Annotated in this window: 18 protein-coding genes; 15 read left to right on the top strand and 3 right to left on the bottom strand. The window is 56.7% G+C overall.

Annotated features, from left to right (window positions below; translation table 11 throughout):
• Positions 1-7: 7 nt before the first annotated feature.
• Positions 8-1426: an FAD-dependent oxidoreductase gene (locus ACHUE7_RS19870; protein WP_394171611.1), complete on the top strand. Its 1419-nt coding sequence runs from the start codon at positions 8-10 to the stop codon at positions 1424-1426.
• Between the two features lie 119 nt (positions 1427-1545).
• On the top strand, positions 1546-3378 hold the full coding sequence (locus tag ACHUE7_RS19865; RefSeq protein WP_394171610.1) for a hypothetical protein: 1833 nt from the start codon (positions 1546-1548) through the stop codon (positions 3376-3378).
• A 24-nt stretch (positions 3379-3402) separates the two neighbouring features.
• Here the strand turns inward: ACHUE7_RS19865 and ACHUE7_RS19860 are convergent, their stop codons facing one another.
• Positions 3403-4017, bottom strand: coding sequence for an acyl carrier protein phosphodiesterase (locus ACHUE7_RS19860; protein WP_394171609.1), 615 nt, complete (start codon positions 4015-4017; stop codon positions 3403-3405).
• 126 nt (positions 4018-4143) lie between these two features.
• On the opposite strand from ACHUE7_RS19860, the gene hemE reads away from it, so the two are divergent.
• Entirely contained in the window at positions 4144-5208 is a 1065-nt protein-coding gene (hemE, locus tag ACHUE7_RS19855; protein ID WP_394171608.1) for a uroporphyrinogen decarboxylase, read from the top strand.
• 202 nt (positions 5209-5410) lie between these two features.
• Here the strand turns inward: hemE and ACHUE7_RS19850 are convergent, their stop codons facing one another.
• Positions 5411-7816, bottom strand: coding sequence for a penicillin acylase family protein (locus ACHUE7_RS19850; protein WP_394171607.1), 2406 nt, complete (start codon positions 7814-7816; stop codon positions 5411-5413).
• 446 nt (positions 7817-8262) lie between these two features.
• On the opposite strand from ACHUE7_RS19850, the gene parC reads away from it, so the two are divergent.
• The 3 genes from parC to ACHUE7_RS19835 all read left to right on the top strand — a co-directional run bounded on the left by parC (position 8263) and on the right by ACHUE7_RS19835 (position 13308).
• Positions 8263-10503, top strand: a complete 2241-nt coding sequence (gene parC, locus ACHUE7_RS19845; protein ID WP_394171606.1) for a DNA topoisomerase IV subunit A — start codon at positions 8263-8265, stop codon at positions 10501-10503.
• A 68-nt stretch (positions 10504-10571) separates the two neighbouring features.
• Positions 10572-10844, top strand: coding sequence for a late competence development ComFB family protein (locus tag ACHUE7_RS19840; RefSeq protein WP_348477705.1), 273 nt, complete (start codon positions 10572-10574; stop codon positions 10842-10844).
• Complete coding sequence (locus ACHUE7_RS19835; protein ID WP_394171605.1) at positions 10834-13308, top strand: glycogen/starch/alpha-glucan phosphorylase; 2475 nt, start codon at positions 10834-10836, stop codon at positions 13306-13308. The genes ACHUE7_RS19840 and ACHUE7_RS19835 overlap by 11 nt, the downstream gene beginning before the upstream one ends.
• Before the next feature lie 12 nt (positions 13309-13320).
• Here the strand turns inward: ACHUE7_RS19835 and ACHUE7_RS19830 are convergent, their stop codons facing one another.
• The gene (locus ACHUE7_RS19830) at positions 13321-14589 is read right to left on the bottom strand and encodes an ABC transporter substrate-binding protein (RefSeq protein WP_394171604.1); all 1269 of its coding nucleotides are present in this window, start codon (positions 14587-14589) and stop codon (positions 13321-13323) included.
• Between the two features lie 195 nt (positions 14590-14784).
• On the opposite strand from ACHUE7_RS19830, the gene hemC reads away from it, so the two are divergent.
• The 9 genes from hemC to ACHUE7_RS19785 all read left to right on the top strand — a co-directional run bounded on the left by hemC (position 14785) and on the right by ACHUE7_RS19785 (position 24374).
• Complete coding sequence (gene hemC / locus ACHUE7_RS19825; RefSeq protein ID WP_394171603.1) at positions 14785-15732, top strand: hydroxymethylbilane synthase; 948 nt, start codon at positions 14785-14787, stop codon at positions 15730-15732.
• Entirely contained in the window at positions 15732-16499 is a 768-nt protein-coding gene (locus ACHUE7_RS19820; protein ID WP_394171602.1) for a uroporphyrinogen-III synthase, read from the top strand. The genes hemC and ACHUE7_RS19820 overlap by 1 nt, the downstream gene beginning before the upstream one ends.
• 58 nt (positions 16500-16557) lie before the next feature.
• Entirely contained in the window at positions 16558-17847 is a 1290-nt protein-coding gene (locus ACHUE7_RS19815) for a uroporphyrinogen-III C-methyltransferase (RefSeq protein ID WP_394171601.1), read from the top strand.
• Positions 17844-19001 carry a heme biosynthesis protein HemY gene (locus ACHUE7_RS19810; protein WP_394171600.1) on the top strand — a complete coding sequence of 386 codons (1158 nt, stop codon included), beginning with the start codon at positions 17844-17846 and terminating at the stop codon, positions 18999-19001. The genes ACHUE7_RS19815 and ACHUE7_RS19810 overlap by 4 nt, the downstream gene beginning before the upstream one ends.
• A 3-nt stretch (positions 19002-19004) precedes the next feature.
• Positions 19005-19499, top strand: a complete 495-nt coding sequence (locus ACHUE7_RS19805; protein ID WP_394171599.1) for a GAF domain-containing protein — start codon at positions 19005-19007, stop codon at positions 19497-19499.
• A 451-nt stretch (positions 19500-19950) separates the two neighbouring features.
• Positions 19951-21198: an ABC transporter substrate-binding protein gene (locus tag ACHUE7_RS19800; RefSeq protein ID WP_394171703.1), complete on the top strand. Its 1248-nt coding sequence runs from the start codon at positions 19951-19953 to the stop codon at positions 21196-21198.
• Positions 21199-21491: 293 nt separating this feature from the next.
• On the top strand, positions 21492-22379 hold the full coding sequence (locus ACHUE7_RS19795; protein ID WP_348477713.1) for a carbohydrate ABC transporter permease: 888 nt from the start codon (positions 21492-21494) through the stop codon (positions 22377-22379).
• Positions 22372-23250 carry a carbohydrate ABC transporter permease gene (locus ACHUE7_RS19790; protein WP_348477714.1) on the top strand — a complete coding sequence of 293 codons (879 nt, stop codon included), beginning with the start codon at positions 22372-22374 and terminating at the stop codon, positions 23248-23250. Before ACHUE7_RS19795 ends, ACHUE7_RS19790 begins: the two co-directional genes overlap by 8 nt.
• A 14-nt stretch (positions 23251-23264) precedes the next feature.
• Entirely contained in the window at positions 23265-24374 is a 1110-nt protein-coding gene (locus ACHUE7_RS19785) for an ABC transporter ATP-binding protein (RefSeq protein ID WP_348477715.1), read from the top strand.
• The last annotated feature ends 161 nt before the right edge of the window (positions 24375-24535 follow it).

Here is a 24535-nt window from a genome sequence, read left to right as displayed (position 1 = left end):
AATGGTTATGACACAGCGTTTGAACAACGATTTTCAATTTGTCGATGTCGGCCGTCGCGAGCCTGCCAAGAAAGACATCCATACCCGCAAACACGAGTTTGTGGAAATCTACGAGCCTTTTGGCCAGAAGCAGGCGGCCGAGCAATCGCACCGCTGCCTCGAATGCGGTAACCCCTACTGTGAGTGGAAGTGCCCGGTACATAACTTCATTCCCAACTGGCTGAAGCTGGTCAGTGAGGGCAATGTGCTCGAAGCGGTCGAAATGTGCCACCAGACGAATTCCCTGCCTGAAGTGTGCGGCCGGGTCTGCCCGCAGGATCGTCTCTGCGAAGGCGCCTGCACCCTGAACGACGGATTTGGAGCGGTGACCATCGGTAATGCCGAGAAGTACATTACCGACACCGCCTTCGCCATGGGCTGGAAGCCCGACCTGTCGAAAGTGACCCAGACCAACAAGAAGGTGGCTGTCATTGGCGCCGGCCCTGCCGGGCTTGGCTGCGCCGACGTTCTCGCACGCAATGGCGTAAAAGCCGTGGTATTCGATAAATACCCCGAAATCGGCGGTCTGCTGACCTTCGGCATTCCGGAATTCAAGCTGGAAAAGTCCATCATGGCCAAGCGCCGTGATGTGTTCGAAGACATGGGCGTCGAATTCCGCCTGAACACCGAAATCGGCGTCGATATCGACTTCGAACAGCTGTTGGCTGATTACGACGCTGTATTCATGGGCATGGGCACCTACAAGTACATGAAAGGCGGCTTCCCGGGTGAAGACCTCGACGGCGTGCACGAAGCGCTGCCGTTCCTGATCTCCAACGTCAACCACACCAAAGGCTGGGAAAAAGACCCGGCGGACTACATCAACCTGGAAGGCAAGCGGGTCGTGGTGCTCGGCGGTGGCGACACCGCCATGGATTGCAACCGCACCTCCATTCGCCAGCAGGCCGCTAAGGTGATCTGCGCCTACCGCCGCGACGAAGCCAACATGCCGGGTTCGCGCCGTGAAGTCGCCAACGCCAAGGAAGAAGGCGTCGAGTTCCTGTTCAACCGCCAGCCGGTTGAAATCGTGGGCGATGGCAAGGTTGAAGGCATCAAACTGGTCACCACCCAACTGGGTGAGCCGGATGAAAACGGTCGTCGGCGTCCTGAGGTGATCCCCGGCTCGGAAGAAATACTGGCCGCAGACGCCGTGATTGTCGCCTTTGGCTTCCAGCCGAGCCCGGCCGACTGGTTCGAGCCCAACAACATCACGCTGGACGACTGGCAGCGGGTTAGCGCCGCTGAGCACCAGGAATACCCATTCCAGACCAGCCACGAGAAGATCTTCGCTGGTGGTGACATGGTGCGGGGTTCAGACCTGGTTGTCACCGCTATATATGAGGGCCGTAAGGCTGCTGAGGGGATATTGGATTACCTCGAAGTGTGACCTGAGTCTTAAATCTGGAAAAAACGGCGTTTTACGCCGTTTTTTTTTGATTGCAGCGCCCGGTAAGATTATCTTAGACCTTACAGTCACTATACAAAGCCCGAATGGGAGCTCGTCTGATGTTCGATAAAAAAGTAGGGATGGCCTTGTTGCTGTCATTAGCCCTGGTTGCCTGTGATGGCGATGGATATGGAAGTGATGATGGCGGCGGTGATACCGGTGGTGGTGATACCGGAGGTGGTGGCGGTGGTGATACAGGAGGCGGCAACGATACAACACCGGTAAACCTTACAATTGGTACTGGTGAAGGCGGAAGCTTTCAGGAAGGCGCACTGACCATCTCACTAGAAACACTGAGTGCGGGTGGATCGACTGAAATACGAGTGAATGTCGTCGACGAAAATAGCAATAATGCGCTCTATACAGCAGAGACAGTTTCTGTTGATTTCTCGTCCCAGTGCTCAAGTATTACACCCGCAAGAGCCTCCTTCAGTCCTGCAACCGCGACAGGCCAGGGAACGGTCAGCACAACGTATACTGCTGAAGGTTGCAGAGGTGAAGACACAGTCACCGCTCGCGTCAGTACAGGAAGTGGTACTGCGACCGCAGCTGGCACCATTACTGTGCAAGGCATTGAGGTGGGATCTATTACTGGCGCGCAGCCAGAAACTTCGACGATCGGTATATTGGGGTTCGGTACAGCAAATCGACCTACTACAACGCGGGTTCCTTTTGTTGTAAGAGATTTGCTGGGGAATCCTGTCAGCAACCAAGAAGTGACATTTAATATTGAGAATCCAATTGGCGGAGTTCAGCTTACAAAAGATGAAGGTACAACAAATTCTGCCGGCGAAGTCTATGCAATTGCCCAAAGCGGAACCGTGAATACAACGTTTAAGGTATCTGCAACGACCGAAATCTTAGATAGTTTAGGCGATCCTACAGGAACATTTATTTCTACTGAAAACCCTTATGACATTACAGTAAATTCAGGGCTCCCAATGTCACATTGGTTAACTTTTGGACCTGAAACTTTTAACCCTGAAGAGGCTTGGGGTAAGTTTGGTATTGACGTTGCTCTTAGTCTTATCGTAAGCGACCGAACAGGCGGACCAGCGGCAGAAGGTTCTATATTTAGTTTAAAAACGAGTGCTGGGCAAATTGTAGGTGAAAACGGAGGCCCCGTCGAAAGCTGTGTCGTAGTTGGAGGGCGTTGCTCACTAACTTGGACCAGTGCTAACCCCTGGCCTGAAGATGGCGGAGTCAGAGTGCTCGCCTTTACACGAGGTGACGAGTATTTTATTGATGAAAATGGGAACGGTGCGTATGACGAAGGAGAGTATTTCTGTCCGTTACCAGAACCTTATCTCGATTCTAACAACGACGATGATCACGATTTGGGTGAGAATTTTGTAGACGTAAATGGTGATGGTGATTGGGATAACGTCGAAGCTTCGTTTATAAATTGTTGGTCAAGACTAAATTTTAGAACCAATACCGCTGATGCAATTGCAACAGGTGTATATGCGGATGGCACCGGAACTACAAAGTACCGTGGTTCAAGTTGCACTCAAGCAGCCCGAGACAATGGTCATTGTGATCAGTTAACTTACTTGTCTCTTGATTTGGGTTTAATACTGAGCCGCCCATTCTTGAGTATTACCGGACCTGCTAATGTCAATATTGCTGGCAATAGTTCAACGGAAACCTACACAGTTTCAGACGATGCCGGCAACATTCCTGCGGCTGGTACCGGAATAAGCGTTAGTTGCGAAGAGGTTGATGCAACGGTTACTAATCCTGCAGATGGAAGTGTAGAAAATACTTATCGGAATCCAGGTACTGGGTATGAATTTGCTATTCGGTTTAGCTTGAGCGATGCAGGCGTTAGCCCTGGCCTGTGTGAGATCGAAATCGGTACCGCGATATACGAAGTAACGGTTACCTTCTAATAGATCTTTAGAAAGCACGACTGCTCACTTGATACTAATTGTATTGGGTGAGCAGTGGAGCTTAGTATCTGCCTCTATTGTCTGAACCAAGCTCGTTAAATACTCGTGAACACTTCTAGCGTGTAGAGAAATCTGGTCAATTGCCCAAAACCCAGAGGCTTGCATTGAATCTTTAAACCTTATTCTTCTGGACATTCCACCTAGCGCTCTCACCAGGTTTTCTGGCTCTCTGTAACCAGACAACCAGTCGTCTTCCTCCATCCAATAAAGTGTGCGCTCTAACTTTTCAGGAAGGTCCAATAGGTTGAAATCTCTTGATTGCCGGTATCGAAGTTGAGTGAACTCAGAGAGTGGTTGTTCATGGTAATCGGACCAATGCTTCGCCAGGTGATGATCAATCAACATATCCACAACAATAGGCGTGGTCTTGCGCAGTTTGGGTCGCAAGGCCACTCGCAGGGGTTCTAGCAACGGAGTGGTATCAGTTAGCTTGTCGATGGCCTGGTGCCGGTCGAAATGAATCAAAAACTCTTCTGAAACGGTGTTCGGGTCAGGTCTTCTGGCGAAGTCGGGCCAGAGTGAGCCGATCAGGGCGTCGGGGGTTGGGTCTGAAAACAGCCAGTGGCCCAGAAAGTTCACGCGGGCTCCTTCATCAATGTCTTGAAAATATGCCTGTCAGTGTAACACCAAAGATGAACGCCTGAATTCGTCAGTGACGGCCGCTATGCGTATAATGCGCCCACTTTTTCTACAGGATCTCACCCCATGGCTGAACTGACCAACGACCGCTTCCTGCGCGCCCTGATGCGTGAACCCACCGACCGTACGCCGGTCTGGATGATGCGCCAGGCCGGGCGGTATTTGCCGGAGTACCGGGCTTCGCGGGCCGAAGCGGGTGATTTCCTCAGCCTGTGCAAGAACGCCGATTTTGCCTGCGAGGTCACCTTGCAGCCGCTGGAGCGGTACCCGCTGGATGCCGCCATCCTATTTTCCGACATTCTGACCATTCCCGATGCCATGGGTCTCGGGCTCTATTTCGAGACGGGTGAAGGCCCGCGCTTTGAACGTACCGTCCGTTCCATGGCGGATGTAGAGGCACTGCATCAACCCGATATGGCCAGTGATCTGGGTTATGTGATGAATGCCGTCAGCACCATTCGCGGTGCCCTGAACGGCCGGGTGCCGCTGATCGGTTTTTCCGGTAGCCCCTGGACACTGGCGACCTACATGATCGAAGGTGGCAGCTCCAAGGATTTCCGTCACATCAAAGCCATGCTGTACAACGACCCGGAAACCCTGCATGCGCTGCTGACCCGCCTGGCCGACTCTGTGACCGACTACCTGAATGCCCAGATCGAAGCCGGGGCACAGGCCGTGCAAATATTCGATACTTGGGGCGGTGTGCTTGGTCACACGGTCTATCCGACCTTCTCGCTGGATTATATGACTCGCATCGTTAAAGGCCTGAAACGGACCCATCAGGGCCGCAGAGTGCCGGTAATCCTCTTTACCAAAGGCGGGGGGCAGTGGCTGGAATCGATTGCGGCGTCTGGCGCCGATGCGCTGGGTCTGGACTGGACGACTTCATTGGCGGATGCCCGTACGCGCGTTGGCGAGCAGGTTGCGTTGCAAGGCAATATGGACCCCTCAGTGCTCTATGCCTCACCGGACGGAATTCGGACCGAAGTCGAGCGCATTCTGGCGGAATATGGCAAAGGTTCAGGCCATGTGTTCAACCTAGGTCACGGTATTCACCAGTTTGTTGATCCTGAGCATGCCGGGGCTTTTGTTGAGGCTGTGGTTGAACTAAGCCCTAAGTATCATCGCTGAGCTCATCTACGCAACAAATAGAAGTTTGGAATACTAAAGTTTTGCAACCAGATGAGCGCTTGACGTTGGGTATGCCAATTAGGGGGAGTCTGCAGCATGGATGCTGCAGTCTAGGCCCCATGGACGGGTTCACGCCGACCCCTAATAGGCATACCCTTCGTCTGGCGCGGATTTCAGGCACCAAGATAAAGCCGAGTCACAGTCACATCGGCTCCAGCGTCATGCGCCACTGGGTTGGCCCGGGCATGAACCGGCTCGGGCGTCCTTCAACCCAGTCGCGATGACCGCGATCGTAGTAGGGTGACATCGGGTGGCCGCTCTGGCCGACCGGCATGTGAAAGATTCCGTTTTCCTCCTGGCCCGGCGCGACCACCATGCGCTCCGATGCACCATTACTGGTACGTTGCACACGCGGCATGTAAGTATCGCCATCCATGGGCTCTTCCGGCATATCGAGCCAGCGAGACAGCAGCGGCACCGCACCGCTCAGCGGGTGTCGTATCGACAAGGTATTGGCCTTGCCCCAGGTCTGGTCGGCCAGCGGCTCGCCATCGGCCGTCATGATCGCCAGGGTTTCATCAACCATCGACAGCATGAAATCATCCCAGTCGTCATAGCCCAATGGCAGATGGTGCTCCGGTTGCTGCGTCACCAGCGCCCAGACCGGGTATTCCAGAAAATTGTCCACACGCTCCGGCCAGAACACGTTACTGGCACTGTCGAGCTGGCGATAGATCGCCCCCACGGTGTGATCGATTGCGCGCTCCCTGAAGCGCTTCACGGCCAGATACCCAACCGAGGTTTTGCTGGCACGTCCCTCCCACTGAGCCACGTACGCAGCCAATTCAGAGCGTTCGGCCGACCCCGGACTGTCATCATTCTCAAGCACAGCCAGCAGCAGTCGCTGCCAGCGTTGCAGGAAGAACGCACGGTCATCCAGCGCAATATCCAGAAAGTCCTGCTCGGTGAACTGTTCCCGGGCAAACAGTCCTTTCTCTATTTGTTGCTGACGCGCACCCAGGGCGTAGTCACTGCGGCCGACCAGGTCCAACAGCTCATCGGATACAATGCGGGCATTGGCTGTCCAGATTCTGCCATCTTCCGGGTTCACAATGTGCGGGAACTCAGACGGGCTTAAATAGCCGTTCCAGCCCAGCTCGCCCGATGACCAGTCCGCGGGTTCCGTCGGCGAAATGCCCGCCTCGGTAAACCCGAAGCGGCGTGGCAGGCGGCCCATAATGGTCCAGGCCTGGTTGCCGCGCACGTCTACCACATTCAGGTTTTGCCCGGGAACTCCTGAGGTTGCCGCGACAGTCAGTGCATCATAAACCGTATCGGCGGTTTCCATCTTGGTCAGGTCCAGATTGGCGCCTTCCGGATCATGGGCCACCCAGCGCATGGCCAGCATATTACCGAAATGATCGGTGCCGATGACCGGCCCCCAGCGCGTTGACTTAACCGCCACGGTTACTGATTCGCCGCCTTTTACCTGAACGACCTCATTGTCGACGGTAAAAGGCTGCCAGCCATCCGGTGTCAGGTATTCCGATTCTTCCGCATTGGTTTGCAGAACAATGGTGTCGTGAAAATCGCCGTTCGAATTGGTAAAACCCCAGGCGATGTGCTCGTTCGAGCCAACCACCATGGCCGGAGCGCCGGGTAGCGTGGCGCCGGTGATGCGACGGTTAGCCCCGGCAACAGTCCAGCTGGCCCGATACCAGATGTTGGGCACGCTCAGGCCCAGATGCATGTCATCGGCCACCATACCCGCCTCGTACCCCGTCAGCTCACCGGAGACAGACCAGTTGTTGGAACCGAGCTCTACGGTGTCACGGTACTGCCAGGGAGTCTGACCGGCCATTGAGGCCAGCTCTTGCGGCGCCTGTAGCTCCGCCAATGGTTGTTCGGGGAAAAACGGCGCCCACTGATAGGCCTCGCCGTGCACCGGCGAATCCCACTCGCCGCCTGCCGGGGTCAGGAACGCAAACCAATCGGTCGGCAGTAAATCTTCCATCACCGCCAGAGAGCGCTCGCGCTCATTCCATTGTGGCTGAAGATCCAGATACATGCTGTACAACGCCAGCATGCTGTCAGCCGGCTGCCACTCGCGCGGCTGGATTTGCAACAGGCGATATTCAAAAGGCGGGCTATCGAGTGCTGCAAGGCCAGCGTTGACACCGGCGGTATAGGCATTCAACCGTAATAACTCCGGACGCTTCAGAGCAGCAACGGCCCGTTCGCCCCGTTTACGGAACTGATGGACACGAATGCTCTGGTCGTAGCTCAGTGCCGCCTCACCGACCAGTTCAGACAGTTCACCGGCTGAATTGCGACGCAACAGATCCATCTGGAAAAAGCGCTCCTGGGCATGCAACACGCCCAATGCATAGGCACTGTCGGGCCGGTTCTGGGCATAAATCGTCGGAATACCCTGGGCATCGCGTTCAATCCGGACCCCGGCATTTAACCCGGGCATCGGATGACTCCCTTCCAGCGGCGCCAGGCTGCCGTTTAACTGCCACCAGAGCCAGGCGATACCGCCTGCCGCCAGGACCAGCAGCAGTAGCAAGGTCCTGAAAATCCATCGAATAGGGCGCGATACGGCCATGCCTGTTTCCTTTTTATGGTTATTCTTGAGTGTTTTTTTAAATGGCCAGTTATACCACCAAGCCAAGTGCCAGCTACCAAGTCTAGCTGTCCGGGGTAGTCTGCAGCATGGATGCTGCAGTCTAGGCCCCATGGATGGGTTGAGTGGGCGGCACCCCGCCCGGCCCCGGAGAGGTAGACTTGGTAGCTGGCACGGCATTTTGGCTCAGTAGACAAAGTAACCTAGCTTTTTTCCAGTTTGCCACAGAATCATAAGAGCCCAAAGGCTCCGGCAACAGGTTATGCCGGTCAGTTGACAGCTCTGCGGTTTCCTCGCAAACCCATGCCTGATTGTCATAAGCGGTTGAAATTGCGACACTTGCGCCAGTTTAAACCGACACCGGTCTGATCCTACTGATCCCGGGGTGCCTCCCAGAACCGCGTACCCTGTTAAGGCGAACCCATCGAATGACTGAACAATCCGGCGAATACATCGAGCACCTGTCGCTCAGCCAGTTTAGCGAAAAGGCGTATCTGGACTATTCCATGTACGTCATTCTGGACCGGGCCTTGCCCCACCTGGGCGATGGCCTCAAGCCCGTGCAACGCCGCATCATCTATGCGATGAGTGAACTGGGGCTGAAAAGCACCTCCAAATACAAAAAATCCGCCCGTACCGTGGGTGACGTGCTGGGTAAATACCACCCGCACGGTGACAGCGCCTGTTACGAAGCCATGGTGCTGATGGCGCAATCGTTCTCCTACCGGTACCCGCTGGTCGATGGTCAGGGCAACTGGGGCGCGCCGGACGACCCGAAATCCTTCGCCGCCATGCGCTATACCGAATCGAGACTGCACGCCCATGCCGGCCTGCTGCTCGATGAACTCGGCCAGGGCACCGTCGACTGGGTGCCCAACTTCGACGGCACACTGGACGAACCCTCGGTGTTGCCAGCACGCTTACCGCACATTCTGCTGAACGGCACAACCGGTATTGCTGTCGGTATGGCAACGGACATACCGCCGCACAACATCCGCGAAGTCGCCGCGGCGTGCATTCACCTGCTCGACTCCCCGGATGCCTCGCTGGCCGACGTGATGATGCACATCAAGGGGCCAGATTTCCCGACCGGTGGTGAATTGATCACCCCAACGGCCGACCTGCAAAAAATCTACGAAACCGGCCGGGGCACCGTAAAGGTTCGGGCCCGGTATGGCACCGAAGGTGGCGATATCGTCATAACCGAGCTGCCCTATCAGGTCTCCGGATCCAAAATACTGGAGCAGATCGCTCACCAGATGCAGGTCAAGAAACTGCCTATGGTGGTCGACCTGCGCGATGAATCCGACCACGAAAACCCGACGCGCCTGGTGATAGAACCGCGCAGCAATCGGGTTGATGTCGATGCGGTCATGAACCACCTGTTCGCGACCACCGATCTGGAAAAAACCATCCGCATCAACCTGAACATGATTGGGACCGATGGCCGGCCCCAGGTTAAATCCCTGACGCATATTCTGAGTGAATGGCTGACCTTCAGAACCACAACGGTTCGCCGTCGTCTGCAGCACCGGCTCGACAAAGTCATCGCCCGGCTGCACATCCTCGATGGCTTGCTGATCGCTTATCTGAACATCGATGAAGTCATCCACATCATTCGCACCGAGGACGAGCCCAAGCAAGAACTGATGAGCCGTTTCAAGTTGAGTGACGTTCAGGCTGAAGCCATTCTTGAATTGAAATTGCGGCAACTGGCCAAGCTGGAAGAGTTCAAGATTCGCGGTGAACAGGATGAACTGGCCGCCGAACGCGACAAGATCGAGAAAACCCTCGGCTCGGCAACGCGCATGCGTACCCTGATCAAGAAAGAGATCATGGCCGATGCCGATACCTTTGGCGACGAGCGTCGCACGCAACGGGTCCAGCGCGAAGAAGCCCAGGCGTTCAACGAAACCGAAGTATTGCCTTCTGAGCCGGTGACAGTCGTGCTGTCGCAAAAAGGCTGGATCCGGGCTGCCAAGGGACACGACATTGATGGCGTAAACCTCAGCTACAAGGCGGGTGATGCGTTTGCCTTCAGTGCACCGGGCAAGAGCAATCAGCCCACAGTGTTGCTCGACTCGACCGGCCGGTCCTACACCCTGGCAACTCATGCGTTGCCGTCCGCACGGGGGCAGGGTGAGCCGATTTCCGGTCGTGTCAGTCCGCCACCGGGCGCCGAAATGCGTGGCTTGCTGATCGACGAACCGAACCAGCAATACCTGCTGGCGTCCGATGCCGGTTATGGGTTTATTGGCCGCTTTGAAGACATGGTCAGCAAAAACAAGGCGGGCAAGGCGGTATTGAGCCTGCCGAAAAACGCCCGGGTACTGGCCCCGGCGGTTGTGCATCAGCGGGAAACCGACTACCTGGCAGCCGTTAGCAACGAAGGGCGCTTGCTCGTGTTCCCGGTGCGCGATTTGCCGGAGCTGGCCAAAGGCAAGGGAAACAAGATCATCAACATTCCGGCCGCTCGTGCGGCTGAGCATGAAGAATTCATGATCGGCGCCGTGGTTCTGGGCAGCGACAACACCCTGGTCATTCACTCCGGCAAGCGCAAGCTGAAACTCAAGGGCGCTGACCTTGAGCACTATCTGGGTGAGCGCGGCCGTCGGGGCAACAAGTTGCCTCGCGGGTTCCAGAGTGTTGCCAGTATTGAGGTTGAATAAAACGGCGGTCCGTGTCGGTTGGTGTATTTTCGTCTAGGCTTCAGAGCACGATATTCGGAGGCACGCGCATGACCATAGACACTCAAATCGCCAATTATTACGAAAAGCTGGTGATCGATGACTTGAAAGGCCGGTTGGAAGCCGATGGCAAACCGGAAAACGAACTTGCCGACATCGCTTGTGTGGCACTGAATCAGCTACCGGCTCGCTATTACCGTTTTTCGGTGGACATGGCGTTTTATCTGTCGGTGCAGGAGCAGCATGCAATGGAAACCGAGGTTGAAAAGGCCGTGACACACGCACTGGCCTTTGTATCCGGGCATCATCGCGATGACGAATAAAGCCTCCCCAGCGCCACTTACCGTTGAGTCCATGCAGGCCAGCATTGTCCATCATCTGCATGTTGCTCAGGGTACCTACGAAGAGAAAGCCAGCCCGCAAAGCTGGTGGAAGGCCACCGCCGGCGCCGTTAATGAAGCCGTCATGGCTGGCCTCACCGATACCCAGCGAACCCACTCCACCCTGGACACCCGGGCCGTGAATTACCTGTCGATGGAATTTCTGATGGGGCGGTTGCTGTCTAATAATCTCAATAACCTTCAGTTGTACGACATCGCCGACCAGGCACTGGCCAACCTGGGACAGAACCTGTCGGATATTCTGGAGGAAGAGCCGGATATGGCGCTGGGCAATGGTGGCCTGGGCCGGCTGGCCGCGTGTTTTCTGGATTCACTCGCGACCTTGAATTACCCGGCTGTTGGCTATGGCATCCATTATGAGCATGGCTTGTTCGAGCAAAGTTTCAGCCAGGGCCGACAGGTCGAGCGGCCGGATGACTGGCGCGAGTACGGCAACCCCTGGGAAGTGTGCCGACCGGAATCGGTTCAGGAAATCAAACTCTATGGCTTTGTGGAAACCGTGAGCGAAAGCGGGCGCGCTTACAAAGTCTGGCGACCGGCACGGACCGTCAAAGCCGTACCCTGGGACATCCCCATCGTCGGTTACAGCGGCTCCAATGTGAACATTCTCAGGCTCTGGGAGAGCCGGGCAACCGACTATTTTGACTGGGATGTGTTCAACGCGGGCGGCTATGTAGACGCCCAGGTAGAGCAGGCACAGGCCGAAACCATTTCCAAGGTGTTGTACCCCAACGACGAAACCGACGCCGGCAAGGAACTGCGTCTGATCCAGCAGTATTTTTTCAGCGCCGCGTCGCTGGCTGACATCATCCGTCGTTACCAGCGAGCCCACGGAGATGACTGGTCTCAATTCGCTGAGCGGGTGGCCGTGCAATTGAATGATACCCACCCGGCGGTGGCCATTCCCGAACTGATGCGCGTGCTTATGGATGAAAAGCGACTGGGGTGGGATGCCGCCTGGGCCATCTGTCATCCGGTTTTCTCTTACACCAACCATACGCTCCTGCCAGAAGCACTGGAGACCTGGAGCTTGCCGCTCTTTGCAAAGGTGTTGCCGCGTCATCTGGAGATTATTTTTGAAATCAACCACCGCTTTCTGAGTCAGGTAGTCGAGCGCCAGTGGCCCGGTGATGATGGCATGAAGGCGCGGCTGTCGATCATTGAAGAAGGGAATCAGCGTAAAGTGCGCATGGCGCACCTGTCGGTGGTGGGTTCACATACCGTCAACGGTGTCGCCGAGGTGCACTCGAACCTGGTCAAGTCCGACCTGTTTCCCGAGTTCGATCAGCTCTGGCCCGGCAAATTCACCAATGTGACCAATGGTGTAACGCCCCGGCGCTGGCTGAAAGCCTGCAACCCCCGGTTATCAGCCCTGATCGACCAACACATTGAGGCCGACTGGCCACGACATCTGAGCAAGCTGGAGCAACTGACGGCGCTGGCAGACGATGACCGTTTTCAAACCGATTTCATGGCGATCAAGCACCAGAACAAAGTCGATCTGGCGGCCGTCGTAAAGCAGCTTACCGGCATTGAAACCGACCCGAACGCCCTCTTCGATGTGCAGATAAAGCGCCTGCATGAGTACAAGCGACAGCATCTGAACCTGTTGCACATCCTGACGTTGTACCGGCGCCTGCTGGAAGACCCGAATGCGATAACAGTGCCGCGCGTGTTTCTGTTTGGTGCCAAGGCTGCACCGGCCTATGCGCTGGCCAAAGACATTATTTATGGCATCAATTGCGCAGCGGAACGCATCAACAACGATGAACGCATTCAGGGCAAATTAAAAGTGGTGATGCTGCCCAACTACCGGGTCAGCCTGGCCGAGAAGATCATACCAGCCGCGGACTTGTCAGAGCAGATTTCAACCGCGGGCAAGGAAGCCTCGGGCACCGGCAATATGAAACTGGCGCTGAACGGTGCCCTGACCATTGGTACCATGGATGGAGCGAACATCGAGATTGCCGAAGAGGCCGGGCGAGAGAATATTTTTATTTTTGGGCTGTCGGTGGAGGAGGTTCGTCAACTCGACGAACGGGGTTATAACCCCTTTGACTGGTACCACCAGGACGAAGAACTCAGGGCTGTGCTCGACTGGCTGGATAACGGTTATTTAACCCCGGATGACCCCGGCGCCCTGTCGTCCATCAAGCACAGCCTGTTGAAAGGCGGTGATCCCTACAAGGTGCTGGCGGACTTTCGCAGTTACTGCGACGCCCAGCAGCAGGTTGAGGCGCGCTACCAGAACAAGCAAGCCTGGGCACGCAGCGCCATCATCAACACCGCGACCATGGGTAAGTTCAATTCAGACCGCTCGATTGAAGATTACGTGCAGCGTATCTGGCACCTGAAAGCGCACCCGCGCAGCCAGGGCTCTGGCTGAACGGGCGTTGGCTTATTTGATGACGTACTGGCCATAGCGAATGGCCTTGGCCAGCTCGCGAGACGATTCCGAAGGTGAGATCGGGTTGACCGTCAGTTCGCCGATCTTCTCGTAAAAATAGCCCTGAACGGTACCGGTGGTCGCCATGCCATGGGCAATGCTGGGCAACAGGGAATCATTGGCCGCTGCTGCAATGAACTCGCTCATCGACACCCGGGCGCAGTCGTCAAAGGCGCTCATGCTCATGTCGGTGCGCGGAGGGATCGAGCCTTTGTTTTGATTAAAGGTGCGCTGGAATGAATCGTCCATGATGTTGCGAACCAGGTCATTCTGAGCTGTCTGGTCGGCCTGGCTTGCGCCGCGCAGGTCGAAGATGGCAAAGCTGTCGATATTGAACAGGAATTGATTCTGGGTGCCGGGAACTGGCGCGCAAACGTAGTCGGTATTGGCGACTTTGCCTTCTGCGGAGAATTCACCCTTGGCCCAGTCACCCATAAACTGAAAGGCGGCCTCGCCGTTGATGACCAGACTGGTGGCCTGGTTCCACTCGCCCAGATCGTCTGAGAGAGGCATGTGCTCAAGCAGCCGGTAGTAGCGATCGAACACCGCATCCATGGTGTCGCTGCGCATGGCGCGAAAATCATGCTCGACCAGCGCCGCCTGGTAAAACTCCGGACCGCCGACGGACAAGGCAACGGTTTCAAACAGCGTAGCGTGCTGCCAGTCCTGATGACCCTGTGCGATAACCCGGTAACCGGCCGCCGCAATCAGATCCGCTGCCCGGTCAAATTCTGCCCAGGTCGTCGGAACCGCCACACCCACTGAATCGAGAATGCGTTTATTGGCCCACAGCCAGTTAGTGCGGTGCACGTTCACCGGCACGGCAACGTAGTCGCCATTGTATTGCATGGCAGCCGCCACGACCGGCGGCAGGCGTTCATCCCACTGTTGCTCGTCCGCCAGATCGTTAATGTTGCTTAGAAAGCCCAGGCGGGCCCAGCGTTGAATATCCAGCCCTTTGATCTGGGCTGCCGTGGGCGGATTACCGCGCAGCACCCGGTCTTGCAAGGTGGCCATGGCATTGCCACCGCCTCCGCCCTGCACCACGAAATCATCCCAGGTGTGGCCGTCTTCCTGCATAGCCTGCTGAAGAACCTGAACAGAGCGAGCTTCGCCGCCGCTGGTCCAATAGTGCAATACTTCAACGGAACCTGCCTGAGGCAAGCCAGGCAGCAGGCATAGCATGGCGCTGAACGCCATCGTGCGTGTGGATAGGGTCATTGCGTACTCCAGCGTGTTCTGTGTTTTTATCGTTGTTGGCGCTATCGGCTAGTGCAGGATACCTTGACAAGATCTAGACATAACGTAACAAACCGTATCAAAAGGTTCGTGGCAGTAGATAGGATGTCGATCACAAACGCGCTTGTCAGCGATTATTTGTTACACTTTCCGCCTCATTTGACGGCGAAGAGATTCATGTCCCAGATTCTGCGTATTGCAACCCGAAAGAGCCCGCTGGCCCTGTGGCAAGCGGAGTACGTTCGTTCTGCCCTGACACAGTTGCACCCGGAGCTGCAGGTTGAGCTGGTCCAAATGGCCACCAAAGGCGACAAAATGCTGGATGTTCCGCTGGCCAAAGTGGGTGGAAAAGGCTTGTTCATCAAAGAACTGGAAGTCGCCATTGCCGACGGTGACGCCGACATCGCCGTGCATTCGATGAAGGATGTGCCCATGGAGATGCCCGAGGGTTTCGAACTGGCCGTCATCTGCGAGCGTGAGGACCCGACAGATGCTTTTGTCTCCAATCACTTTGCTCACGTGAACGACTTGCCTGAAGCGGCTGTCGTCGGCACCTCTTCATTACGCCGGCAGGCGCAATTGCTGGCCGCACGACCGGATCTTCACATCCGCTTTCTGCGGGGTAACGTCGGCACCCGCCTGGGCAAGCTGGATGCCGGTGAATACGACGCTATTATCCTGGCGTCAGCAGGATTGCGTCGCTTGAAGCTGGAGAGCCGTATTCGCCACACGCTGGATACCAATCTGTGCCTGCCTGCGGTCGGGCAGGGCGCCGTCGGCATTGAGATCCGGGCGGGTGACGAAGCCACCCGCAATCTGTTGGCCCCCCTGATGCATCCGCAAACCCACATCCGGGTGACCGCCGAACGGGCCATGAACCGTCGCCTGGAGGGAGGCTGTCAGGTACCCATCGCCGGTTTCTCCCTATTGGAAGGCGATGCGCTGAGCATGGAGGCCCGGGTGGGTGAAGTGAATGGCGAACGCCTGCTGAAAGCCCGGGGCGAGGTTTTACTGCATGGCACTGAGGCCGAGCAACTGGCGCAGGCCTCGGCACTGGGGCTCGACTTGGCCGAGCAGCTGTTGGACCAAGGGGCCGGTGCCATTCTGGCCAAACTGTCTGACTGATGCGCCTGTTGCTGGCCAAGGCCAGGCCTGACTGGGCTCGCTGGCAGTCGCAGCTGGCACCCCATGCCGACTTGATGTTACACGACCCCTGGCGATTGACGCTGCACCCGGAAACGCCTGAGCGCCGCTCGCTATGGCTCAATCTCGATGAATACCAGGGGGTCATCTGTGTCAGCCCCACGGCAGCCAGCCAACTGACGGCAGCGCTCGATCACTACTGGCCGCAACCTCCGGTCGGGGTGAATTGGTTATGCAATGGCCCGGCCACGGCCAGGGTGCTGAGCCAGGGAGGGCTGGTGCCGCAATTCCCGGTTTCCGGCCACACGGCAGAGGAGGTACTTGCCTTGCCCTCAACCCAGGCGGTAGCCCAGCGCAAGTGGCTGGTGGTAAAAGGGGCCGGGGGGCGTGACCTCTATCCGCAGGTGCTGCAGGAGCGGGGCGCAGAAGTGCAGTCGATCGATGTGTATGACCGTGCGCTGGACCCGGCGATACTGGAAGACATGGCCCGGCTGAGCGGTCAGGCAGATGCCGTTCTGGTCAGCTCACAGTTGTTGGGCGATGCCCTGTGGGGTGGCCAGGGTAGCCCTTGGCGCAGCTGGCAGGGCACCTGGCTGCTGACCTCCCCGCGTTTGATGGCCTGGGCGCGGGAGCGCGGTATAGACCGCCGCGTGCAAACACCGGGCGCTTCGCCGGAGGCGGTTGTGCAATGTCTTTCCGGACGGGGCGTGACGGCACGGCCCGGTTCACCTTACACTGATACCCATTAATGGAACCCGGAGCGCGGGCCTTGCCCGCCGCCCTGTGACAGCAAAGGCCGCACTGCCCATGAATAAAGACACCGAGTCTGGCAAGACACCAACACCGGATACCGACAAGCCCGTTGTCGAACAGGCGGAGCCTGCGCAAGGCACGCCGGTTGCAGACGCGAAGACCGACAAGCAGGCATCCGCTGCATCTGACACCCCAGCCGACCGTCCAGAAGCCGGGGCGTCCAATGCCTCGTATGAAGCGCCCGCGCCGGAGAAGCCCGAGCCCAGGCCTGCGCCAAAAGCCAAACCTTCTGGCAATGCCGGTGCGCCTCCGCGTCGCCGACGAGGCGCTGCCGGCGGCGGCTCGGGCCGATCGAATCGCCTGCTTGTCTCTCTGCTGGTTCTGGTGTTGATGGTCGCTGGCCTGGCTTGGCTGGTGTATTGGGGTTGGCAGCAATACCGGGTACTGCAGCAGGAATCCGACACCGTAGTCAGTTCATTGAGTGAGTTGCGCCAACAGGTGTCGAGCTTGAGTGTTCGACTGGAATCTTCGGAGAGTGAGCGCGAACGTCTGGCGCAACAGGTTCAGCAGGAACAGCAGGCACTCGAAGCCATGCTGATTGAAACCGCTCAGCGGCTTAGCCGACGTCAGGATCTGGAGGCCGATCGCTGGCCTTTGGAAGAAGCACTGACCCTGTTGCGCCTGGCTGAACGGCGCCTGCAACTCGATGGTGATGCCACCATCGCCATCAGTCTACTCAACGCAGCCGACCAGGTGCTGGCCGGGCTGACCGAAGCTGCGGTGTTGCCGGTACGCCGCCAGATTGCGTCAGACCGCCTCGCCCTGCAGTCGGTGGGCAGTGTTGACCTGAACGGCACCTACTTTCGCCTTGAAGCCATCAACGAACGCATTGCCAGTCGCCAGTGGTCTCCGGCCGAACGACTTGAACCCCGGGAACAAAGCAATGAGACACCGCTGAGCTGGCAAGCCTTCCGCGACAGCCTGAGCAGCCTGGTCACGGTCAGTCGACTGGACGTGCCCTATCAGGCGCCGCCGTTGTTGTCTGAGTTTGCCCAGTGGCAGCAGCACAGCCTGCTGCTGACCGAGCAGGTGCAGTTGGCCCTGCTGGCACGCAACCAGCCGCTCTACAACGAAGCCCTGGCACAATTACAGAGCCGCGTCGCGGCCATGTCGGCTGAATTGGAACTCAGCGCCATCGAGACGGAGCTGGATGCCCTGCAAGGCCTGACACTGACGCCGGACTTTCCAGACATCCACGCCAGTGTTGAGGCGCTGGAGCAATACATGACCCGGGTTGATCAAGAGTCGACCGAATCGGCTGACAATGGGGAGGATGACGCATGAGCCGGCTGCTGCTGAAAGTCCTGGTGTGGCTGGTACTGATTCTGGCTGCCGGCCTGTTGGCCCACTTCATGGTGCGACACCCCGGCTATGTGATGATCGCCTGGGGTCAGTGGATGGTCGAGATCACCTTGTGGAGTGCCCTGGGCCTGTTCCTCGTTTTACTGTTGGTCAGCTGGCTGGTCATAAAGTTGCTGCGCGGCGTTAACCCGGTGCGACTGGTTCGCCAATACCGCGACCGGCGCGACCGTAAAACCGCCCGTGTTGCGACCGGCCAGGCGGTCAATGCCTGGCTGGAAGGAGACCACCAGGCAGCATTGTCGGCATTGCACAAGGTGGTCAGTGCCGGTGGCTCGGAGCGCCTGCCGCGCGTATTGTCGCTGATTCCAGGGCAAGACAGTGGCGACTGGCCCGCCCGGGTCAGTCAGTTTAAACAGGCAGACCCGGATCTCGTCCTGGTAGCTGATGCCCTGACGGCCGAACGCCTGGTGCACTCCGGTGACTCAGCCGCCTTACTGGCACTGTGGCAGCAACAGCCGGGGTTGCAGCGCGTGCGCTCCTTGCAGCCGGATTACTGGCGCGCGCTGATGGATCAGGGGCAGGCCGAGGTTGCACTGCAGGCCGTGAACAAGGCACCCAATCTGAACCCGTCCGATCGCGAGCGGTGGCAACAACAAGTCGCTTTGCAGCTGATTGAGCAGGGGTGTCAGACCTCCGTTGACGCCCTGGCACCGTTAAAGACACTGCCTAAACCCATACGCCAGAAAGCCGAGATAGTGGCTGCAGAATGCCGCTGCCTGCTGGTGCATGGCCAGGCCGAAAATGCCTTCAAACGGCTGTCCAAAGCACTGGAAAAGGCGCCCGCCCCGGTGCTGCTGCGTTGCCTGCTGGACCCTCGGTTGCCCGAAAACCGGGTACTGCCGCTGGCGGAGCAACTGGAAAAACGCCACGGTACGAATCCGGCCCTGATGCTGACACTCGGTCAACTGTGTGAGGCACATGCCTTGTGGGGCAAGGCGGAAGATTATCTGGTCGAAGCCTGGCGGACCGACCCGAATCGCGATTCCGGCCTGGCTCTGGCCCGTTTTTTTGAACATCGCCAGCAAACCGATCGCGCCCTTGCGCAGTATCGCGAACTGGCTCACCTGGGAGACTAGTACTTGGCCGACACCTTAACTCTGACACCGACGGGCGACCGTCGAACCCAATACGCCGAGCTCTTGCCGCAACTTCGAGGCCTGGTTCAGGGCGAGCCGGACCGCACGGCAAACCTGGCCAATCTGGCTGCTGCCCTGCGCCAGACCTTCGGTTTCTTCTGGGTCGGCTTTTATCTGGTGAAAGACGATCAGCTGGTGCTGGGGCCTTTTCAGGGCGACATCGCCTGTACCCGCATTGACCATGGCCAGGGCGTCTGTGGCGCCGCCTGGGCCGAAGCAACCAGCCAGTGGGTACCTGATGTCGATGCCTTTCCGGGTCACATTGCCTGCAGCAGTCTGTCTCGCTCTGAAGTGGTAGTGCCGGTGATGGTGGACGATGAAGTCGTGGCGGTACTGGACGTTGACAGCGATCAACTGGATGATTTTACCGAAGCCGATATTGAAGGTTTGCAGTCGGTTGCCGTGCTGTGCGCGCAGTTTTGGACTGAAACCCACTGACCCTGGTTGTCTCCAAAGACACCAATGTAACAGTATTGTTACATTCACGGGCCTGCTTGTAGCGGGCCCGTGTTACTTTCCCGCCGACCCCGTTCATTTTTTATCCTGAACATTCGGGCATTTCTATCGCGCGCTTTTCTGGATGTCACCTCTGGTAACAGAGGTAACACGTCGCATGACCAGACCGCTGATAGGTTTTGTTACGCTAGGTTGCTGTTAGAGACGTTACTCGGTCAATCGGGCTGACTAGAGTAAGGCTGTGGCAATCGTACTGTGCAAACCGATCAACGATCGTTGCAGGTGCGAGTTCACAGCTTTGTTCATTGATTCATCGTTGAATTCGGGTAACCCCGATGTTTGACAGGGCTCCAGCCGAGACCTGCGCAACGATGGAATCATCAAAACTGAAGACAGTAAGACCAAAACAACAAACAGAAGGACTGAGACCATGATGTTCAAAAAATCTCTGATCGCGATGGCAATGGGCGGCACAATGGCCGTTTCAGCCCAGGCCGGCGAAGTTGAAGTATTGCACTGGTGGACTTCCGGTGGTGAAGCCCGCTCTATCGCGGTCCTGAAAGAAATGGTTGAAGACGCAGGTCACACCTGGACTGACTTCGCGGTTGCCGGTGGTGGCGGTGAAAACGCCTATACCGTACTGCGTTCGCGCGCTGTGTCTGGTAACCCGCCAGCGGCTGCACAGATCAAGGGTCTGGAAATTCAGGAGTGGGGCGATCTCGGCTTCCTGGCCAGCCTGGATGACGTTGCAGACGAAAACAACTGGGACGCCGTTCTGCCTTCTGTTGTCGCTGACGTCATGAAGCACGATGGTGACTACGTTGCAGCACCGGTTAACGTACACCGCGTCAACTGGATGTGGGCCAACCCGGACGTATTCGCCGATGCCGGCGTTGAGATCCCGACTACCCTGGACGAACTGTGGGCCGCGGCCGAAGAACTGCAGGCAGCCGGTGTAACACCGATTGCTCACGGCGGTCAGCCATGGCAAGACGCTACCACCTTCGAAAGCATCGTACTGGCTGTTGGCGGCGCTGACTTCTTCAACGACGTCTTCGTTGAGATGGATCAGGCTGCACTCGAATCCGACACCATGGTTGAAGCCTTTGAAGAGTTCCGTAAGGTGAACGACTACATTGACCGTGGTGCGCCGGGTCGTGACTGGAACGTGGCTACCTCCATGGTTATCCGTGGCGAAGCGGCCATGCAGTTTATGGGCGACTGGGCGAAAGGTGAATTCACCGCCGCCAACATGACCCCGGGTGAAGATTACATCTGCGCGCCGTTCCCGGGTACCGCCGATGCCTTTACTTTCAACATCGACTCACTGGCCATGTTCAAGCAGCGCACCGCCGCTAACGCAGAAGCCCAGATGAAGATGGCTGAACTGGTATTGTCACCGAGCTTCCAGGAAACCTTTAACCTGAACAAGGGTTCCATCCCGGCTCGTACCGACCTCGACATGGGCAAGTTTGACGATTGCGCACTGGCTTCTATGGAAACCTTCAAGAGCACCGCAGCGTCTGGCGAAGGCCTGGTGCCTTCCATGGCCCATGGTATGTCAACGACCTCAACCATTCAGGGCGCTATCTACGACACCGTTACCGAGTTCTTTAACTCTGACATGAGTGCCGAAGACGGAGCGACTCGTCTGGCTCGCGCAGTACGCGCTGCCCAGTAAGGCCACGGCCAGGTCAGGACGGCGTTCCAGCCGTGCTGACCGACTTTTGGCCCGCGCCTCCGGGTAGCGGGCCGATTCTGGCAAAACTCGAAATCACAGATACAGTTAATCTGCCTGACCCTCACTTTCTCCGGGAACAATAACGCCACAAGAGGCCCCGGGTTGGTTTGTGGTGCCTGTCTCACAAGGTATCAGGTGGCATTCAAACGCAAACAGGCATGAGGGAATCTCTTAATGGCCCAGTCTCACTGCTGAGCTATTCAGAGTCTCCTTACTGAACGGACGGAAAACCTATGTCGGTATCACGCAAGAAGGGCATTGACTACTGGTTGCCGAAACTCGTTGTTTCGCCAACTCTGGTTATTGCGCTGGTGTTCTTTTATGGCTTTGTGCTGTGGACCACCTTTATCTCATTTACCAATTCCAGCTTCCTGCCCAGTTACGATCTGGTGGGGTTTGATCAGTACGTGCGGTTGTTTATGAACCCGCGCTGGTTGAACGCCATGTGGAACCTGGTGGTCTTTGGTGTGTTGTTTATTGGTATTTGCATGGTGGTCGGCCTGGTCATGGCTATCCTGCTAGACCAGAACATCCGGGCTGAAGGGGCGATCCGAACCATTTACCTGTACCCCATGGCGTTGTCGTTCATTGTGACTGGTACGGTATGGAAGTGGTTGCTCAACCCCACGGTGGGCATTGAAAAATTTGTAATCAGTCTGGGTTGGGACAGTTTTATTTTTGACTGGATTATCGACCCGGATATGGCGATCTACACGGTTGTGATTGCCGGTGTCTGGCAAGCCAGCGGTTTTGTGATGGCTATTTTTCTGGCTGGCCTGCGTGGTATTGATACATCGATCATCAAGGCAGCACAGCTCGACGGTGCTAATTTGTTCGCGGTCTATACCCGTATCATTATTCCTTCAATGCGTCCGGTCTTCTTCTCAGCGTTTATCATGCTGGCGCACATTGCCATCAAGAGCTTTGACCTGGTCATCGCGTTAACCGGTGGCGGACCGGGCAATTCAACCGATGTGCCTGCGATCTTTATGTATCAGTTTTCCTTCCAGCGCGGTCAACTGGGTATCGGCGCAGCATCGGCGGTAATCATGCTGATGACGGTTCTGGCGATACTGGTTCCCTATTTGTACTCCGAACTGAGGACTCCGAAAAATGGCTAAGTCAAAGAATCCGAGTTATGCCAACATCAATGGTCGGGCCGTCCTTTATGCGGTGCTGATTATTGTGGCAGCCTATTATTTGCTACCACTGATCCTGATGATCGTGACCTCGTTTCGTTCTATGGATGAAATACGAATGGGTCAGTTAATTGAGTGGCCCAAGACGTTCTCGTTCGACGCCTGGACCATGGCCTGGAGTGAAGTGCAGATTGGTGCCCGCGAGGAACGCGGCCTGCGTCCTTACTTCATCAATTCAATTCTGATGGTGATTCCATCGGTTGCGATCTCAACCATTCTGGGTGCCTTGAACGGCTACGTGCTGAGTTTCTGGAAATTCCGGGGCAGTGAGCTGTTTTTTGCTGCACTGCTGATCGGCTGTTTCCTGCCTTTTCAGGCGATTCTGTTGCCACAATCGCAGCTACTCGGCTGGCTGGGTTTATCGGGCAGTCTGGTGGGGTTGATTCTGACGCACGTCGTTTACGGGGTGAGTTTCACTACACTGTTCTTCCGCAACTACTACGTCAATTTGCCGCACGAACTGGTCAAGGCGGCCAAATTGGACGGTGCCGGATTCTGGGTCATTTTCTTCCGCATTATTCTGCCGTTATCAGCGCCGATTCTGGTGGTCACGGTTATCTGGCAGTTTACCCAGATCTGGAACGACTTCCTGTTTGGGGTGGTGTTCTCCGATCCAAGTACCCAGCCAGTGACGGTGGGTCTGAACAACATGGTGAACAGCTCCACGGGCGAGAAACAATATAATGTGGATATGGCCGGTGCCATCATCGCGGCACTGCCGACCATTGTGGTCTATGTGGTTGCCGGTAAATATTTTGTACGCGGTCTGACGGCCGGTTCTGTAAAAGGTTAACGGGAGTTCTGAACATGGCTGAGCTGAAAATTGACAACGTCTACAAAAGTTTTGGTGAAGAGCACATCCTGAAGGGCATCAGCCTGGATGTGACTGATGGTGAGTTCATCATTCTGGTCGGGCCATCCGGCTGCGGTAAATCCACACTGCTGAACTGCATTGCCGGTTTGGAAGACGTCACCACCGGTGACATTCTGCTGGGTGACACCAACGTAACGTACGAAGCACCGAAAGACCGTGACATCGCCATGGTGTTTCAGAGTTACGCGCTGTATCCGAACATGAACGTGCGCAAGAACATCGCCTTCGGCCTGGAAATTCGTAAGATGCCCAAGGCTGAAATTGCCGAAGAAGTGGCACGGGTTGCTAAACTGCTGCAGATCGAGCCGCTGCTTGACCGCAAGCCGTCTCAGTTATCCGGTGGTCAGCGCCAGCGTGTGGCGATGGGCCGGGCACTGGCACGCCGCCCCAAGATCTATCTGTTTGACGAGCCGCTGTCGAACCTGGATGCCAAATTGCGCGTGGAAATGCGCACCGAAATGAAAAAGCTGCACCAGCGTCTGGGCACCACCATTGTGTATGTAACCCACGATCAGATCGAGGCAATGACGCTGGCCGACCGCATTGCGGTTATGAAAGGCGGTATCGTGCAGCAGTTCGGCACACCTCAGGAAGTCTACGATGACCCGGCCAACATGTTTGTTGCCGGTTTCATGGGCTCACCGTCGATGAACTTCCTGCGCTGTGAAGTCACCAAACAGGAGAAAGACTACGCCGTTCAAATCGAATCTCAGGGTACGATCTTCCAGTTGCCGGTCGACCCGAAGCAGGCCGATCTGAGCAGTTATGTGGGCAAGACCGTGGTGCTGGGCATTCGCCCCGAGCAAATCACCCATGTAATGCCGCACCTGGTGGCCGAACAGTACATCACTCAGGTACCGGTGAAGATCGAAGTCACCGAGCCAACTGGTGCCGATACCCTGGTGCTGGCGAGGATTAACGACCAGGAATGTGAGTGCCGGGTACACCCCCAGGAGGCAGGTAAAGTCGGTGAGTCGATGGAGCTGCTGTTCAATATGAGCAAAGCGGTGTTTTTTGACGAACAGACCGAGGCCCGGCTGTAAGTCAATTCGACCGAATCATGGTGAGTTCTCTTTTGCGCAGCCTCCGGGCTGCGTTTTTTGTGATGCACTTCTCGTTTCCCCACCTTTTCGCTGCCTGCCTTATCATCTTTCTTCCCGGAAACAATGAAAACTGTCGTTCGAGTTCGTCAAATCTGCGTTGA

Source organism: Saccharospirillum alexandrii (genome assembly GCF_043641555.1).
In the GTDB taxonomy this organism is placed as follows: Bacteria; Pseudomonadota; Gammaproteobacteria; order Pseudomonadales; family Natronospirillaceae; genus Saccharospirillum; species Saccharospirillum alexandrii_A.
This window is presented reverse-complemented; position numbering and strand designations above follow the sequence as displayed.

Coding starts and splice junctions, on each gene's coding strand:
- ACHUE7_RS19870 (WP_394171611.1), top strand. CDS start 8: ATGACACAGCGTTTGAACAACGATTTTCAATTTGTCGATGTCGGCCGT.
- ACHUE7_RS19865 (WP_394171610.1), top strand. CDS start 1,546: ATGTTCGATAAAAAAGTAGGGATGGCCTTGTTGCTGTCATTAGCCCTG.
- hemE (WP_394171608.1), top strand. CDS start 4,144: ATGGCTGAACTGACCAACGACCGCTTCCTGCGCGCCCTGATGCGTGAA.
- ACHUE7_RS19850 (WP_394171607.1), bottom strand. CDS start 7,816: ATGGCCGTATCGCGCCCTATTCGATGGATTTTCAGGACCTTGCTACTG.
- parC (WP_394171606.1), top strand. CDS start 8,263: ATGACTGAACAATCCGGCGAATACATCGAGCACCTGTCGCTCAGCCAG.
- ACHUE7_RS19840 (WP_348477705.1), top strand. CDS start 10,572: ATGACCATAGACACTCAAATCGCCAATTATTACGAAAAGCTGGTGATC.
- ACHUE7_RS19835 (WP_394171605.1), top strand. CDS start 10,834: ATGACGAATAAAGCCTCCCCAGCGCCACTTACCGTTGAGTCCATGCAG.
- ACHUE7_RS19830 (WP_394171604.1), bottom strand. CDS start 14,589: ATGACCCTATCCACACGCACGATGGCGTTCAGCGCCATGCTATGCCTG.
- hemC (WP_394171603.1), top strand. CDS start 14,785: ATGTCCCAGATTCTGCGTATTGCAACCCGAAAGAGCCCGCTGGCCCTG.
- ACHUE7_RS19820 (WP_394171602.1), top strand. CDS start 15,732: ATGCGCCTGTTGCTGGCCAAGGCCAGGCCTGACTGGGCTCGCTGGCAG.
- ACHUE7_RS19815 (WP_394171601.1), top strand. CDS start 16,558: ATGAATAAAGACACCGAGTCTGGCAAGACACCAACACCGGATACCGAC.
- ACHUE7_RS19810 (WP_394171600.1), top strand. CDS start 17,844: ATGAGCCGGCTGCTGCTGAAAGTCCTGGTGTGGCTGGTACTGATTCTG.
- ACHUE7_RS19800 (WP_394171703.1), top strand. CDS start 19,951: ATGTTCAAAAAATCTCTGATCGCGATGGCAATGGGCGGCACAATGGCC.
- ACHUE7_RS19795 (WP_348477713.1), top strand. CDS start 21,492: ATGTCGGTATCACGCAAGAAGGGCATTGACTACTGGTTGCCGAAACTC.
- ACHUE7_RS19790 (WP_348477714.1), top strand. CDS start 22,372: ATGGCTAAGTCAAAGAATCCGAGTTATGCCAACATCAATGGTCGGGCC.
- ACHUE7_RS19785 (WP_348477715.1), top strand. CDS start 23,265: ATGGCTGAGCTGAAAATTGACAACGTCTACAAAAGTTTTGGTGAAGAG.